The organism is Priestia endophytica, from assembly GCF_026790145.1.
GTDB classification, from domain to species: Bacteria; Bacillota; Bacilli; order Bacillales; family Bacillaceae_H; genus Bacillus_I; species Bacillus_I endophytica_A.
Map to the genome: position 1 here is coordinate 354,003 of NZ_JALAMS010000003.1, position 15,515 is coordinate 369,517.

General features: G+C 37.8%; 16 protein-coding genes. 12 read left to right on the forward strand and 4 right to left on the reverse strand.

Annotated features, from left to right (window positions below; genetic code table 11):
• Nucleotides 1-3 precede the first annotated feature (3 nt).
• The 4 genes from liaF to MOC86_RS05965 all read left to right on the forward strand — a co-directional run bounded on the left by liaF (nucleotide 4) and on the right by MOC86_RS05965 (nucleotide 3,499).
• A complete protein-coding gene (gene liaF / locus MOC86_RS05950; RefSeq protein WP_268583244.1) occupies nucleotides 4-780 on the forward strand; it encodes a cell wall-active antibiotics response protein LiaF in 777 nt (258 codons plus the stop codon).
• Nucleotides 777-1,829 (forward strand): sensor histidine kinase, encoded by a 1,053-nt coding sequence (locus tag MOC86_RS05955; RefSeq protein WP_019394988.1) that lies wholly within the window; start codon nucleotides 777-779, stop codon nucleotides 1,827-1,829. Before liaF ends, MOC86_RS05955 begins: the two co-directional genes overlap by 4 nt.
• On the forward strand, nucleotides 1,829-2,461 hold the full coding sequence (locus tag MOC86_RS05960) for a response regulator (RefSeq protein WP_268583246.1): 633 nt from the start codon (nucleotides 1,829-1,831) through the stop codon (nucleotides 2,459-2,461). Before MOC86_RS05955 ends, MOC86_RS05960 begins: the two co-directional genes overlap by 1 nt.
• 63 nt (nucleotides 2,462-2,524) lie before the next feature.
• Complete coding sequence (locus MOC86_RS05965; RefSeq protein WP_268583248.1) at nucleotides 2,525-3,499, forward strand: LacI family DNA-binding transcriptional regulator; 975 nt, start codon at nucleotides 2,525-2,527, stop codon at nucleotides 3,497-3,499.
• Nucleotides 3,500-3,528: 29 nt separating this feature from the next.
• On the opposite strand, the gene MOC86_RS05970 is transcribed toward MOC86_RS05965, so the two are convergent.
• A complete protein-coding gene (locus MOC86_RS05970; protein ID WP_268583249.1) occupies nucleotides 3,529-4,494 on the reverse strand; it encodes an ABC transporter substrate-binding protein in 966 nt (321 codons plus the stop codon).
• 183 nt (nucleotides 4,495-4,677) lie between these two features.
• On the opposite strand from MOC86_RS05970, the gene MOC86_RS05975 reads away from it, so the two are divergent.
• The 4 genes from MOC86_RS05975 to MOC86_RS05990 all read left to right on the forward strand — a co-directional run bounded on the left by MOC86_RS05975 (nucleotide 4,678) and on the right by MOC86_RS05990 (nucleotide 7,933).
• Complete coding sequence (locus MOC86_RS05975; protein WP_268583250.1) at nucleotides 4,678-5,682, forward strand: FecCD family ABC transporter permease; 1,005 nt, start codon at nucleotides 4,678-4,680, stop codon at nucleotides 5,680-5,682.
• The gene (locus tag MOC86_RS05980) at nucleotides 5,679-6,734 is read left to right on the forward strand and encodes a FecCD family ABC transporter permease (protein WP_268583251.1); all 1,056 of its coding nucleotides are present in this window, start codon (nucleotides 5,679-5,681) and stop codon (nucleotides 6,732-6,734) included. The genes MOC86_RS05975 and MOC86_RS05980 overlap by 4 nt, the downstream gene beginning before the upstream one ends.
• A 67-nt stretch (nucleotides 6,735-6,801) precedes the next feature.
• Nucleotides 6,802-7,632 carry an ABC transporter ATP-binding protein gene (locus tag MOC86_RS05985; protein ID WP_061804630.1) on the forward strand — a complete coding sequence of 277 codons (831 nt, stop codon included), beginning with the start codon at nucleotides 6,802-6,804 and terminating at the stop codon, nucleotides 7,630-7,632.
• 46 nt (nucleotides 7,633-7,678) lie between these two features.
• Nucleotides 7,679-7,933: a DUF2573 family protein gene (locus MOC86_RS05990; RefSeq protein WP_268583253.1), complete on the forward strand. Its 255-nt coding sequence runs from the start codon at nucleotides 7,679-7,681 to the stop codon at nucleotides 7,931-7,933.
• Nucleotides 7,934-7,954: 21 nt separating this feature from the next.
• Here the strand turns inward: MOC86_RS05990 and MOC86_RS05995 are convergent, their stop codons facing one another.
• On the reverse strand, nucleotides 7,955-8,275 hold the full coding sequence (locus tag MOC86_RS05995; RefSeq protein ID WP_268583254.1) for a spore coat protein: 321 nt from the start codon (nucleotides 8,273-8,275) through the stop codon (nucleotides 7,955-7,957).
• Between the two features lie 14 nt (nucleotides 8,276-8,289).
• Complete coding sequence (locus MOC86_RS06000) at nucleotides 8,290-8,562, reverse strand: hypothetical protein (RefSeq protein WP_040060185.1); 273 nt, start codon at nucleotides 8,560-8,562, stop codon at nucleotides 8,290-8,292.
• Nucleotides 8,563-8,877: 315 nt separating this feature from the next.
• Between MOC86_RS06000 and MOC86_RS06005 the strand changes: the two genes are divergently transcribed.
• Nucleotides 8,878-9,795, forward strand: a complete 918-nt coding sequence (locus MOC86_RS06005; RefSeq protein ID WP_268583256.1) for a proline dehydrogenase — start codon at nucleotides 8,878-8,880, stop codon at nucleotides 9,793-9,795.
• Nucleotides 9,796-9,833: 38 nt separating this feature from the next.
• Here the strand turns inward: MOC86_RS06005 and MOC86_RS06010 are convergent, their stop codons facing one another.
• Nucleotides 9,834-9,980, reverse strand: a complete 147-nt coding sequence (locus MOC86_RS06010) for a YuzL family protein (protein WP_019394999.1) — start codon at nucleotides 9,978-9,980, stop codon at nucleotides 9,834-9,836.
• A 168-nt stretch (nucleotides 9,981-10,148) separates the two neighbouring features.
• Between MOC86_RS06010 and MOC86_RS06015 the strand changes: the two genes are divergently transcribed.
• Genes MOC86_RS06015 through MOC86_RS06025 form a run of 3 tightly spaced genes read left to right on the forward strand, consistent with a single transcriptional unit; the run spans nucleotide 10,149 to nucleotide 15,501 of the window.
• On the forward strand, nucleotides 10,149-12,506 hold the full coding sequence (locus MOC86_RS06015; RefSeq protein ID WP_268583257.1) for a 3-hydroxyacyl-CoA dehydrogenase/enoyl-CoA hydratase family protein: 2,358 nt from the start codon (nucleotides 10,149-10,151) through the stop codon (nucleotides 12,504-12,506).
• Between the two features lie 16 nt (nucleotides 12,507-12,522).
• The gene (locus MOC86_RS06020) at nucleotides 12,523-13,701 is read left to right on the forward strand and encodes an acetyl-CoA C-acetyltransferase (protein ID WP_268583258.1); all 1,179 of its coding nucleotides are present in this window, start codon (nucleotides 12,523-12,525) and stop codon (nucleotides 13,699-13,701) included.
• Between the two features lie 15 nt (nucleotides 13,702-13,716).
• Nucleotides 13,717-15,501: an acyl-CoA dehydrogenase family protein gene (locus MOC86_RS06025; protein WP_268583259.1), complete on the forward strand. Its 1,785-nt coding sequence runs from the start codon at nucleotides 13,717-13,719 to the stop codon at nucleotides 15,499-15,501.
• Nucleotides 15,502-15,515 lie beyond the last annotated feature (14 nt).

A 15,515-nucleotide genomic window follows, 5' to 3' on the forward strand; every position in this document is an offset into this window, starting at 1 on the left:
GATGTGCGCCTGCCTAAAAACAAACTACTCGGACTTCTAATTGTTTTTATCGGAATTAGTATTTTACTAAACATTATTCATTTAGCTGGTATATTAGCAGGTCCTCTCTTTTTATTTATGGTTGGCGCCTTCTTTTTACGATACAGCAATCGAATGATTGGCATAGGGTTTTTAGGTCTTTCAGCAGTTGTTGCTTTTCAAAATATTTTCAATATAAATCTAGCAGGCTTAGCAGTTGCAGCAGCTTTTATATATGTTGGCTATCGTCTTCTTTCAGGGAAAAAGATGTGGAAAACACGAGAAAAGCAAGAGAATCGTAAAAAGAAAGGGTTCTTTTCTAAGAAAGGCAAGGAACCTATTTCATTTCAAAAAGAGGAACAAGTATACAAAGAAGATATCAATGTGCGAGGAATACCATACCAAAATTCGCTTCTTGGTGATTTTCGTTTGATTAATCATCAGTTTGATTTAAAAGATTTAAATCTTTCTCATCTTATTGGAGATGTGAAAATTGATCTATCTAAAGCAATTGTTCCAGTCGGTGAAAATGCCATTGTTATTAGTGGACTTATTGGAGATGTTGATATTTATGTACCATATGACTTGGAAGTTTCGGTAACAACAACAAATCTATTTGGGAAAACAAAAGTTTTCCACTATGAACAAAGCGGATTCAATCGACAAGCCTCTATTGCTACAAACGGATATGAAGGGGCTGATGCGAAAGTGAAGATTGCTATTACAACACTTGTTGGGGATATTGATGTGAGGCATTTATGAAAAGGAAACGATTAAATATTCAGTGGCGCTTTATTAATATTTTCGTAGTCATGAACATTATTACCCTTCTTTTTGTTTTAACAATTGTAATGTCTTATTTCAAACTTAATCCCCTCGATTTTTTGAGCTTGAATTGGTTTAATATCCCCTTTATTTTCTTTCTTCTCTTTGCTGTGATCGGAATTGGTGTTGTAGCAGGCTACTCATATGGAAATCCTCTTAAAGAACGGCTGGAAGTCTTATTTGAATCTATTTTACGGTATGAAAAAGGAAACTTTTCTTATAGATTATCTAACCTTGGGGAAGATGAGGTTGGTTTAATTGGAGAACAGCTTAATCAGATGGCTAGTCAAATTGAAAAGCAAGTAGCTTCTCTTCAAAAACTTTCAGCAGAGAAAGTAGAGTGGCGTGATCAGCTAAGACGTTCAGCTGTTGTTGAAGAGCGTCAGCGTTTGGCACGAGAGCTTCATGACGCAGTAAGTCAGCAACTTTTTGCTATCTCGATGATGTCTTCTGCTGTAAAGGAAATGACGCAGCAGGACAGCAAGCATTTAAAACAACTTACATTAATCGAGAAAATGGCAGGAGATGCTCAGAATGAAATGAGAGCCCTTTTATTACATTTGCGTCCAGCAACGCTTGAAAATAAATCGCTCAATGAAGGACTACAGGAACTTTTGCAAGAATTAAATAGCAAACAAACAATGGACATTCATTGGGATTTTGAAGATATTCTCCTTTCAAAAGGCATTGAAGATCACTTGTTTCGTATTGTACAAGAAGCACTTTCAAACGTCTTTAGACATTCAAAGGCAAGTGCTGTCGTTGTGAAGCTTCATAAAGTACATAATGGAGTATATTTAAAGATTATTGATAATGGTGTAGGGTTTGATCAGGGAGATACAAAAGCTTCTTCATACGGTTTGCAGTCTATTACAGAGCGAGCAAGTGAGGTTGGAGGAGTAGCCGAGATTATATCGCTTCCTGATAAAGGAACACAAATAACAGTAAAAATACCGATTGTAGATGAGAGTAAGGAGAGAGAATAATGATTCGGGTACTGCTAGTAGACGACCATGAAATGGTTAGACTTGGAATGGCTGCTTATTTAGAAGCACAGCCTGATATTGAAGTTGTTGGGGAAGCATCAAACGGGGAGGAAGGAATTAAACTTGCTTTAGAGCATAAACCAGACGTTATCTTAATGGATCTTGTGATGGAAGGCATGGATGGTGTTGAAGCAACAAAACGAATCTGTTCATCTATGTCAGATGCTAAAGTTATCGTTCTAACAAGCTTTATTGATGATGATAAAGTGTATCCAGTTATTGAAGCTGGAGCATTAAGCTATTTGCTTAAAACTTCGAAAGCTCATGAAATTGCTTCTGCAATTAGAGCTGCTGCTAAAGGTGAGTCTGTCCTTGAAGCAAAGGTAACCGGAAAAGTGCTATCAAGAATGCGAACGCCTTCACAGTCTTTTCCACATGATCTTTTAACAGCGCGCGAGCTTGAAATTCTTCGTCTTATTGCAGAAGGAAAAACAAATGGAGAGATTGCAGAAGCTCTCTTTATTGCTGTGAAGACAGTTAAAACTCATACAACAAATATATTTTCAAAACTAGAAGTAGAAGATCGGACACAAGCAGCCATTTATGCTCACCGAAACAAACTTGTGGACTAGTTGGATTTATGCATAAGAGTATTCTCCTATGCTTTTTTGCTTTATAAAAGAAGGAGGGAAGAGATGAGTAACATTCGTAAGATTGCAGAGCTTGCAAATGTTTCCATTACAACAGTTTCTAGAGTGTTAAATAATCATCCATATGTGGCTGAAGAAAAACGAAAAGCAGTATTAGATATCATCAAACAATTAAATTATACTCCTAATATTAATGCGATTCATCTTGCAAAAGGCCACACAGGTATTGTTGGTGTTGTCATTCCTAATATGACTCTTCCTTATTTCAGCGCTGTTGTAGATGGAATTTCAAATAAAGCGATGGAACATGATTATAAATTAATGATCTATCAAACAAAATATGAAAGAGAAAAGGAAATTGAAGCCCTAGAAATGTTAAAGAAAAAGCAAGTTGATGGCCTTATTATTATTTCTCGGAAAGTAGAATGGAGTCTTATCGAATCTTATAGTGAGTACGGTCCTATCCTTATTTGTGAAGACCGAGAAAGTAAAAAAATCTCTACGATCTCAATTAACCATTACGAAGGCTTTGCCATTGGAATGAACTATTTGAGAGAAAAGGGACACAAGAGAGTTGGCTGCTGTCTTAATCGTTTAGAAGGATCAAATAGTAAAAAGAGGATACAAGCTTACTATGACTTCGGGGAAAAGTTTGAAATGGATGTTAGAGAACAGTGGATTTTTAAGGGATGTTTATTTATTGAAGACGGGAGAAGAGTGATAGAGCAATTAAAGAAGATGCCTGAGTCTCCAACTGCTTTGCTTGTTGCAAGTGATTATGTTGCAGCAGGCATCATGACGAGCTGTGATGAATACGGGGTAAAAGTTCCAACAGATTTAGCATTCATAGGTTTTGATAATCACCCATTAGCAGAAGCACTTCATATTACGACAATTGAACATCCGATTGTAGAGCTTGGTTCAAGAGCTCTTGCAAAAATTCATTCAGTTCTGCATGAATCAGAAGCTCCTTCTCAATCTCAACTTCCTTTAAAATTAATTGAACGGAGAACAGTATAAAAAGGAGGCTATTATTAGCCTCCTTCATGTTATTTCTTATTCAAAAAGTATTTTTCAATATCATCAAGCATTTTATCTGCTGCAATTACACCACCTGCAGTGTTCCAAATGGCATCATCAACTTTATAAACTTGCCCGTTTTTAGAAACGGAAAGGTTTTTGAAAAGCTCTTTGTTTGTCCACTCTTTTTCTACTTCATTTCCTTTTTTATCGCCTGTATCATACGTGAAATAGAAGAGAACATCTCCATCCATTGCAGGAATGCGCTCGTCCGTTACACCCATCTCAGCAAAGTCTGCTTTATTCTGTTCTTCAGGACGCTTAAAACCTAGTTGATCTAAAATAATTCCTGCAAATGTATCTTTATGATAAATTCTTGTTTCACCAGCCATAAAGCGAACAAGTGAGACTTTTTTATTTGTTTCATCCCCAAGCTCTTCTTTTAGTCCGGCAACACGATTATCAAAATCACTTAATACTTTATTTCCTTCTTTTTCTTTATTAACCGTTTTTGCGTATACCTTGAAGTTTTCCTTCCAATCTCCGCGAAGTTCTTCAGTGAAAACAGTTGGAGCAATAGCATTTAACTTATCATATACTTTCTCTTGTCGTACTTTATTTCCGATGATTAAATCCGGTTTAAGAGACGCAATTGTTTCAAGACTTGGTTCCATTTCTGTTCCGACAACTTCAACGTCTTTCATATCATCTTTAATATGGTTATACCATGGGTTGCCTGTCCATGATTGAACAGCACCAACAGGTTTAATACCAAGTGCAAGAAGGGCTTCTGTTCCCTCATTTGTTAGCACAACAACCCGTTTCGGATTCTGTGGAACTTTGGATTCTCCCATTGCATGTTTAATTGTTATTGTTTCTTTTTCATTGCTTGTTTCCTTTCCTGAACTTTCACTGTTTCCGCATCCTGCTAATACAAATAGCAATGTTAGGACAGTAAAAAGAGCAAGAAAACGATTTTTTGTACCCCTAAGCATATCTTCATCCCCCTCAACATATGAAACTTATTATCAATTAGATAATAGGAGAAAGAAAATGGAAAGTCAATAATAATTGAAAATGATTTTCAAAGTCATTGACAGTATTTTTATCATCTCATACACTAAAGAGAGAAAAAAAACAGAAAATTTTATACTTAAGATAGAATAGGGGTCACCGTCATGAATCTGAGCACACCTCTTCAAAGAAGTCTTGGCCTTTTTTTGCTCATTCTCTTGTTAATACTTTGTATGTGTTTAAGTGTTTTAATGGGTTATACGAATACAGGAATACATACTGTTATAAATGCCGTATCGCATTTTAACGGTTCTAATGAGCAAATTGTCGTAAGGACTGTGCGAATCCCAAGAGCTTTAATTGCAACGGCAATAGGGAGCAGCTTAGCTATCTCTGGTTTGCTCTTGCAAGCCTTAACTAAAAACCCGCTCGCTTCTCCAGATATTATTGGTTTTAATGCAGGAGCAAGTTTTTTCATTGTGATAGGACTTATGCTTTTTTCTATCAATTCCTTACAAGGATTTACTTGGCTTGCTTTTTTAGGAGCTGCTTTTTCAGGCGTTGTCGTTTACTTGCTTGCTTCAGCTGGGCGAGATGGTCTTACGCCAATGAAGCTTACATTAGCAGGGGCAGCAATCGCAGCAATGTTTGCTTCATTAACACAAGGTTTACTTGTTTTGGATGAACAGGCTCTTGAACAGATGCTCTTCTGGTTGGCTGGTTCTGTACAAGGCCGTGATGTATCACTTTTACAAGCTGTTTTACCTTATCTTGTAGGAGCAACAGCTGTCTCCTTATTTCTAGGAGGAAAATTAAATACACTAGCAATGGGTGAAGAGGTAGCTCTTGGACTTGGTCAACGAACAGGAACTGTCAAACTAATAACAGCAGTTGTGACCATTCTGTTAGCGGGAGGAGCAGTTGCTGTAGCAGGGCCAATTGGCTTTGTTGGCATTATTATTCCACAGCTTGCTCGTTTTGTGATTGGAAATGATTATCGATGGCTCATTCCTTACAGCGGAGTGCTAGGAGCTGTGCTACTACTTCTAGCAGATATTGGAGCACGATATGTAATCATGCCAGAAGAAGTGCCTGTGGGAATTATGACAGCTATTTTGGGAACTCCTTTTTTCATATACATTGCGCGTAGAAAAGGAGAGATTTTATGAACAAATATACACCTTTTCGAATGCGTAATAGCTTTTCATTCTTAATAGATCGGAAATCATTAAATATTAATATTGTCTTTTTTGTCTTATTGTTGGGGAGCTCGATTGTTGTAATAGGGCTTGGAGAGCAGTTTATTTCCCCTTTAAAAGTTGTTGCTGTCTTGTTCGGGAATGGCGATCCTTTTTCAACGCTTATTGTGAACTCCTTTCGTCTACCTCGAATTATTATTGCGATGCTTGTTGGCATTTGTTTAGCAATCGCAGGGGCAATTTTACAAGGAGTGGTAAAAAACCCTATAGCATCTCCTGATATCATTGGGATTACAGGAGGAGCTGCTGCTGCCGTTGTGCTATTTTTGAATCTTTTTAGTACAGATAGTGGGACACTAACTGTGAGTATTGAGTGGCTTCCGCTTGCAGCATTTACTGGGGCCTGTATCATTTCTATTCTTCTTTACCTTTTTGCATGGCAAGGTGGAGTCTCACCCGTTCGAATGGTTCTTGTAGGTATTGGAATGTGGGCTTTTACGAAAGCTGCAACAACACTTCTTCTTATTATGGGACCGATCCATCAACAAAGTCAGGCAAATATTTGGATTACAGGATCAGTATATGGAGCTTCATGGGAAGGAGTTCGGATTCTTTTTCCTATTACGCTTATTTTATTTTTTGTTACAATAGTGATGATTAGAATGATTAATATTCAAGAGTTTGGAGAAGACGTAGCAACTTCAGTTGGAAATCGTGTTCAACTCTCCCGCTTTTTCCTACTGCTTGTAAGCACAGCGTTAACAGGAAGCGCCGTTGCTTTTGGTGGGGGGATTAGTTTTGTCGGTTTATTAGCTCCACATATTGCAAGAAGACTTGTAGGATCATCATTTGGGGCATTACTTCCACTAAGTGCTTTTATTGGAGCAATTTTAGTTTTGATTTCAGATACGATTGGAAGAGTTGTATTTCTTCCATTAGAGATACCAGCCGGAGTCTTTACGGCAGCTGTCGGAGCTCCTTATTTTATTTTTTTACTCTACAAACAGCGCAATGTAGGATAGGGAAACAGAAGTTTATGGAGTGTATAAATGAGAAAAGAAAATTTCTGTTGAAGGAGCGTTAGCACATATGAAGGCAATGGAAACAAAAGATTTAACATTAGGATATGGAGAAACGGTTATTATTGACGAACTGAACTTGGAAATTCCTAAAGGAGAGATAACCGTTTTTATTGGGGGAAATGGTTGTGGAAAATCAACGTTGCTTCGTTCAATGGCACGTTTGCTAAAACCGCAGCAAGGCTCTGTTGTACTTGAGGGAGAAATGATGAGCAAAATTGCTACAAAAGAAGTAGCTAAAAAGCTTGCGATTTTACCACAGGGCCCTGTAGCTCCAGAAGGACTTACTGTGTTACAACTTGTAAAACAAGGTCGTTATCCTTACCAAAACTGGTTGAAACAGTGGTCTGAAGAAGATGAGAGAAAAGTTCAGAATGCGCTTGAATCAACAGGGATGAGCGCTCTTGCGGATCGCCACGTTGATTCCCTTTCAGGTGGTCAACGTCAAAGAGCATGGATTGCTATGACGCTTGCTCAAGATACAGAAATTATTTTGCTTGATGAACCAACAACATATCTAGATATGACACACCAAATTGAAATTTTAGATTTGCTATTTGATTTAAATGAGAAAGAACAGCGCACGATTGTAATGGTACTTCATGATCTGAACCTTGCCTGTCGTTATGCACACCATATTGTAGCTATTCGTGATAAAAAAGTATACGCACAAGGGCGTCCAGAAGATATTGTAAGCTGTGAACTTGTAAAGAACGTTTTTGAAATGAGCTGTCAAGTAACGGTTGACCCGCTCTTTGGAACGCCTCTTTGTATTCCACATGGAAAAGGAAGATGTATTGTTCAGCAAGTAACAAAAAATCAAAATGCAGACGTTGGATAACAAGCAAGCGGTAAAGGGAAACCTTTAAAAGCTTGGAGGGATAATAATGAAAGAAGAGTTCCAAGGTCAATTTTCAGCATTAATTGAAAAATATACAGAGCTTATGCTTGGAGATACATCAGAAGAACTTCAAGAAAAAATCAAAATGTGGGCTCTGTATACCCATATCTCTAAAACGATGCCACCTCTTGCTAAACATTGGAACAGTCAGTATCCAGACGCAAAGAAAGAAATGATTGATCTTGTGCGAGATATTAAAGAACTGAACGAGAGATATCGGGAAAATCAAAAAAAGGCTTGATACTTTAGTATCAAGCTTTTTTTAATGAGTTGGAAATTGATTCATATATCCTTGGAATTGTTCATAGCTTTGCTGAAGTTTATTTGAATCCTGAGCCTCAATACCGTAAAATCCCTTTTTAAACATAAGATTATAAATCTCACGCTGACAGTCTTGTGATTCGTTAAAGATTGCTGAAATCTCTTGATATAGTTCATCATGACTAAATTCATTAAGAGCCGTGCAATATGAAACTGTCATATATTTCTCAGTTGAAAGGATGTCTGTAATAAAATCAAGATCATTCATTGCAGACGTTTTGTTAATTGGTAATTCTGGATTTTTGATTTTCTGATCAACCATCGTTTATTTCTCCTTTACTGTAAAGTTTGCTGTGATTGTGTATTTTCGAGATGAGGTAAGATTCTTTCATAATGGCGCTGATGCATTTTACATACTTTTTCTATTTCTTGTGCAATCTCTGCATCTTGACATTGAGAAGCAAAGAAATGTGCTTTTTTCATTGCTACTAAGTTCCACGTTAACATATCTGCAATATAAAGAGCGTCTTTTGTAGAAATGACTTTTGGTGGTTCCATAAACATTGGTTGTGATTGATTTGTACTTTGTTCATTCATTTCATTTTGCATAAAAACCCCTCCTTAAGACCAAAAAATTCTCCTTTATTTTGGCTTCTTTAGGATGTTCCTATTCACCGGAAATTTCATATTATATAGCATAAATATATGTTTGAATGAAAAGGAAAAAAGACCTGAGTAAATGAGCCTACTTTTTGAAAAAATGTTTGTCTTTTTTTTTAGGGAGGGTAAATTTCCAGTACGTTACCCTTTACACATAGAAACATTTAAAGATATTCAATCTAGCTCTGATGGTCTACTGCTGTTTTAAAGGAATGAAATCATTTAAGTAGCATTAAATGTTATTTAATCAAGGGGGAGAAAGAAATGGAACAAGCAATGCGAGGTTTTTTTCTATATTTATCCAGGAATAAAACGCTTACAAAAGTAGCTAAAAAGTATGGTTTACAATTTGGAGCTAAACGATTTGTAGCAGGGGATACAATTAATTTAGCAGTGGATGTTATTAGAGGGTTAAATAATAAAGGATTGGACGTTACGATTGATTATCTTGGTGAGTTTATCGAAAGTGAAGAAGAAGCAATGGAAATGACAAATCAGTGCATTGAAGCAATACAAGCAATCGGACGTGAAAGTATAGAGTCACAGCTCTCTCTTAAGCTCACATCACTTGGACTTGATTTGTCTTCAGATATAGCAATACAAAATATGAAGCGTATTTTAGATGAAGCAGAGGCAAACGGTGTGTTTGTAACAATTGATATGGAAGATTATTCACGCTGTGAGAAAACGCTTAGAATCTTCAAAGAACTTAAAACAAAGTATGATAATATTGGAACAGTGATTCAAGCATATTTGCGCCGGACAGAAAATGATATGAAAGAACTTGATGCATACGAGCCAAATTTGCGTCTTGTTAAAGGGGCATACAAGGAACCAAAAGAAGTAGTTTTCCCAAAAAAGCAGGATGTTGATGAGAATTTTAAGAAGATTATTGAAATGCATATGCTTAATGGTCATTATACAGCTGTTGCAACACATGATGACAAGATCATCGAATACACAAAAAATCTAGTTTTAAAACATAACATCCCAAAGGAACAGTTTGAGTTTCAAATGCTGTATGGGATTCGAACTGAAAAGCAGGAAGAGCTTGTGAAAGATGGGTACAGAATGAGGGTGTATGTTCCTTATGGGACAGATTGGTATGGCTATTTTATGAGAAGACTAGCAGAGCGTCCTGCAAACGTAGCTTTTGTTTTAAAAGGAATGAGCAAAAAGTAGAAAAAGACTTGCTACTATTTTAGCAAGTCTTTTTATCGTTAATGTCCTTGGGTATTTTCTTGTTTGTACTGTTGATTTTGTGATTTTTGTTTTCCCGTATTATCTCTTCCATGAGGACCTGCATTTCCTTTCACACTTGCAGCGCTTACGCCATTTCGAGACGGATTTTTTTGCAAACGTGCCATCGCATAACCACCTCCCTTTTTTAACATAACCTGAAAAAAGCAAAATAACCAAATGATTAGTATTGAGAAAATTCTAAAAATAATATATATTAAAAGAAGGGTAAATAAGGCGTTTTTTAGCCATAAAATGAATGGTTATTCATTCAATAGAGTTTGGAGGGAATTTATATGGTGAAAACGATCCGAAAAGCAGCTGTCATTGGTTCAGGTGTAATGGGTTCAGGGATTGCTGCTTTACTTGCAAACGTAGGTATTCAAACACTCCTCTTAGACGTCGTGCCAAACGAGCTCACAGAAGCTGAAAAGAAGAAAGGATTATCTAAAGATGATGATGAAGTGCGAAACAGACTAGCGAAAACATCGTTAGAGCAATCTTTAAAAAGAAAGCCAGCTCCTCTTACGTCAAAGAAAAACATCGACTTTATAACGATTGGAAATACTGAAGACCATTGGAATGAATTAAAAACATGTGATTGGATTGTTGAAGTTGTCGTAGAGAATTTACAAGTGAAGAAACAAGTGCTTCAAAACATTGATAGAGTGAGAAAGAAAGGAAGCATTGTAAGTTCTAACACATCAGGAATCTCTGTTCATGCCATGTCGGAGGAATGCTCACAAGATTTTAAAGAGCATTTTCTAGGCACTCATTTTTTTAACCCACCTCGCTACCTCAAACTACTAGAAATTATCCCAACAAAAGAGACAAAATCAGCTATTGCTCAATATATGAAAAACTTTGGTGAAGAAGTATTAGGTAAGAAAGTAGTGTTTGCCAAAGACACGCCAAACTTTATTGCCAATAGAATTGGCACATATGGATTGCTTGTAACAGTAAGAGAGATGAACAAAAGTCAGTTAAATGTTGGAGAAGTCGATTCTCTAACAGGGCCTCTTATTGGAAGACCAAAAAGCGCAACATTTCGAACGCTCGATGTTGTTGGATTAGATACATTTGCTCACGTTGCACATAATGTATTTCAGCATGTAGAGGGAGAAGAAAGAGAGCTTTTTACCATTCCACCTTTTATGGAAGCGATGTTAGAAAAGGGCTTGTATGGAAGCAAAGCAGGAAAGGGTTTTTATAAAAAGGAAGGAAAAGAAATTCTTCAATTAAATACTGATACACTTCAATATGAACCACGTCAAAAGTTCCTGCTGACAGATAAAAGTAAAGGCAAGAAGAAAGATATGAAAGCGCTTTTATACTCGTCGAACAGAGAAGATCAATTTCTATGGAACATCATTAGCCCTGTATTACTTTACTCTGCCCATCTTGTGTCACAGATTGCTGACAATATTATTGATATTGATGAAGCAATGCGAGCTGGGTTTGGATGGAAGAAAGGACCATTTGAGCTATGGGATGAGCTTGGTGTAGAAGAGACCGTCACCAAAATGAAAAACGAAGAAAAAACGGTTCCAAGCTGGGTTGAAGAAATGCTTGAAAGTGGATTCACTACCTTCTATAAGCAAACCCCTGAAGCTCTATTCTATTTTAAAGAGAGTGAGTACAAAGTAAAAGAAAGAGAGGAAAAAAGGATTCATCTAGCGAGTCTTGAAAAAACAAACGTACTTCAAAAAAATAGCGGTGCTTCTTTACTCGATATGGGGGACGATGTGCTTTGTTTACAATTTACATCACCGAACAATGCAATTGGTCTTGATATTATCGACATGATCCACAAAGGTATTAATGAAGCAGAGCGAAATTATAAAGGGCTCATTATTGGAAATCAAGGGAAAAACTTCTGTGTTGGCGCCAATCTTGCCATGATGCTAATGGAAGCACAGGACGATAACTATGAAGAAATTGATTTTGTTATCTCCAAATTTCAAGGAGCAATGCAGCATATCAAATATAGCCTTGTACCTGTTGTAACTGCTCCATTTTCCATGACACTTGGTGGAGGAGCGGAAGTTTGTTTGCCTTCTGCCCATATTCAAGCTGCAAGTGAAACATATATGGGACTTGTAGAAGGCGGAGTTGGTCTTATTCCTGGCGGAGGAGGAAGTCAAAACCTTTATCAAAAAGTTCTTTCTCAAAGTGGGAGCGGGACAGATCTTTTAAAAGTAGCTTCACACGTTTTCGAAACGATTGCGATGGCAAAAGTTTCGACTTCTGCTCGTGAAGCAGGGGAGCTTGGTTTTTTAAATCCACAAGATAAAATCACGCAAAATGAAGAATTCCTACTCTATGATGCAAAGCAAGCAGTCATTCATCTTTCTTCTGATTATCGTGCGCCTGTACAGCAAAAGATTCCGGTTGTTGGAGAGAGCGGTTATGCGACGCTTTTGCTTGGAGCGCAAAGCATGAAATACTCTGGATATATTTCTGATCATGATTTGAAAATTGCTAAAAAGCTTGCTTTTGTGATCGCTGGTGGGAGACTACCTTTTGGTACAAAAGTTGATGAACAATACTTATTAGATTTAGAGCGTGAAGCTTTTTTAAGCCTGATTGGGGAGCTAAAGTCACAGGAGAGAATGCAGCATATGCTTTTGAAAGGCAAACCATTGCGTAATTAGAAGGGGGAGTAGGACTGTGAGAGAAGCAGTTATTGTAGCCGGAGCAAGAACACCTGTTGGAAAAGCGAAAAAAGGATCATTAGCAAACGTAAGACCTGATGACTTAGGGGCCCTTGCTGTGCAAGAAACGTTGAAAAGAGCAGGCGGGTATAGTGGTGAAATTGATGATCTCATTATCGGATGTTCGATTCCAGAAGCAGAGCAAGGGTTAAACTTAGCGCGAAACATTGGGGCTTTAGTAGGGTTACCGTACACAGTTCCAGCGGTTACGATCAATCGGTACTGCTCATCTGGATTACAAACGATTGCGTATGGTGCAGAGAGTATTATGCTTGGAAAAGCAAATGCAGTATTAGCAGGAGGCGTAGAATCAATGAGCCTTGTGCCGATGATAGGGCATGTGACACGATTAAATGTTCGCCTGGCGGAAGAAAAACCGGAGTATTATATGGCAATGGGGCATACAGCTGAACGAGTTGCCGATAAGTATGGCATTAGCAGGGAAGATCAAGATGCCTTTGCTGTAAGAAGTCACCAAAAAGCAGCAAAAGCAATACAGGAAGGTAAATTTAAAGATGAAATAGTACCTGTTGAAGTACCGATAAGAACGGTGGATGAACATCATAAATGGCAAGAGAAGAAAGTGTTGTTTAGCAAAGATGAGGGAGTACGTCCTGGCACAACAATGGAAGCTCTTAGGCATCTTCGCCCAGCTTTCGCTCTGAATGGTTCAGTGACAGCAGGAAATGCTTCTCAAACAAGTGACGGAGGAGCAGCTGTCTTTTTGATGGATCATGAAAAGGCGAAAGCAGAAGGTCTTAAACCAATGGCCAAATTCCGTTCATTTGCTGTTGGGGGAGTTCCGCCTGAAATAATGGGAGTCGGTCCTGTTGTTGCTATTCCAAAGGCTTTGAAGCAAGCTGGCCTGTCGTTGAGTGATATTGGGCTGTTTGAATTAAATGAAGCATTTGCATCACAAGCCATCCAGATTATTAGAGAGCTAGGGATAGACGAGGAAAAAGTAAACGTAAATGGAGGAGCAATTGCGCTTGGTCATCCACTTGGATGTACAGGAACCAAACTAACTCTATCGCTTTTGCATGAGATGAAGCGAAGAGGAGAACAATTTGGCATTGTGACAATGTGCGTTGGCGGCGGCATGGGAGCAGCTGGGGTTTTCGAACTTTTAGCATAAAAGGGAGGAAGAGTTATGAAAAGCAAAGGGGAGAAAGTGGTAAAAGGTGGAAGCTTCATTTTGGAAGATATTGATCCTGCTATGGTATACACCCCAGAAGACTTTACAGATGAACACAAAATGATTGCTAAAACAGCAGCTGACTATATTGACAAAGAAGTATTAAAAGAAGTAGAGCATCTTGAGAATCATGAGTTTGACCGATCTGTGAAGCTGTTGAAAAAAGCAGGGGATCTTGGATTGCTTGGCGGAGATATTCCAGAGGAGTATGGGGGACTTGATCTTGATAAAATCAGCTCAGCCCTTGTAGCGGAAAAGTTTTCAAAAGCAGGCGGATTCTCTATTACTCACGGAGCGCACGTTGGAATTGGTTCTTTGCCAATTGTTCTTTTCGGTACAGAACAGCAAAAGCAAACATACTTACCTGAGCTTGCAAGCGGGGATAAGATTGCAGCATATGCTTTAACAGAACCTGGATCTGGTTCTGATGCCCTTGGTGCTAAAACAACGGCACGTCTAAATGAAGAAGGAACACATTATCTTTTAAATGGTGAAAAGCAGTGGATTACAAATGCAGGATTTGCGGATCTCTTTATTGTATATGCGAAAGTAGATGGAGAGCATTTTAGCGCATTTATTGTGGAACGAACAGCAGAGGGAGTTTCAACAGGCCCAGAAGAAAAGAAAATGGGAATTAAAAGTTCATCAACAAGAACCCTTATTTTAGAAGATGCTAGAGTTCCTAAAGAAAATGTGTTAGGGGAAATTGGCAGAGGGCATATCATTGCTTTTAATATTTTAAATATTGGCCGTTATAAATTGGGAGTTGGAGCAATTGGAGCTTCAAAACATGCCTTTGAACTTGCTGTAAAATATACAAATGAGCGAAAGCAATTTAAAACAAAGATTTCACAGTTCTCTTTAACAAAAGAAAAGTTAGCAACAATGGCAGCTAAGATTTATGCAACAGAAAGCTCTGTTTATCGAACAGTGGGGCTTTTTGAAGAGAGAATGGGATCCTTAAACGAAGCGGAAAGAAAAGATGGTGGAAAAGTAGCGGCTTCAATTGCTGAATACGCTATTGAATGTTCACTAAATAAATTCTTTGGTACAGAAGTGCTTGATTATGTTGTTGATGAAGGGGTGCAGCTTCATGGCGGCTACGGATTTATGGAAGAATATGAAATTTCACGGCTTTATCAAGATTCACGCATTAATCGGATATTTGAAGGCACGAATGAAATTAATCGATTGCTTGTCCCGGCAACTTATTTGCGTAAAGGAGTAAAAGGAGAGCTACCTCTATTTGAGAAAGCGCAAGCTCTTCAAGAAGAAATGATGATGACAAGAGCTGTAGAAGCAGGGGAAGGGCTTCTTGACCAGGAAGAGAACTTAGTGAAGAACGGTAAAAAAATGGCTTTATTAATTCTTGGTCTTATTGCTCAAAAGTATGGAAAAAAAGCAGCGGAAGAACAGGAAATTTTGGCAAATGCTGCTGATATTATTAGCGAAGTATATGCAATGGAATCTGTTTTACTTCGAACGCAAAAGGCAGTGAGCGCTACTGGGGAAGAGAAAAATCAATTAAAAGTACGTTATACCGAAATCTTTTGCCAAGAAGCATTTCAAAAAATTGAGCATCATGCAAAAGAAACTCTTTCATATGTTGAAGATGGGGATAGCCTCCGAATGATGCTTTCTGCTTTGCGTAAATTTACGAAATACATCCCAAAAAATATAATTACTAAGAAAAGAGAAGTAGCTGAAGTGCTAATCGAACAAGAGGAGTTTGCTGTGTAATGACTATAAAAAAC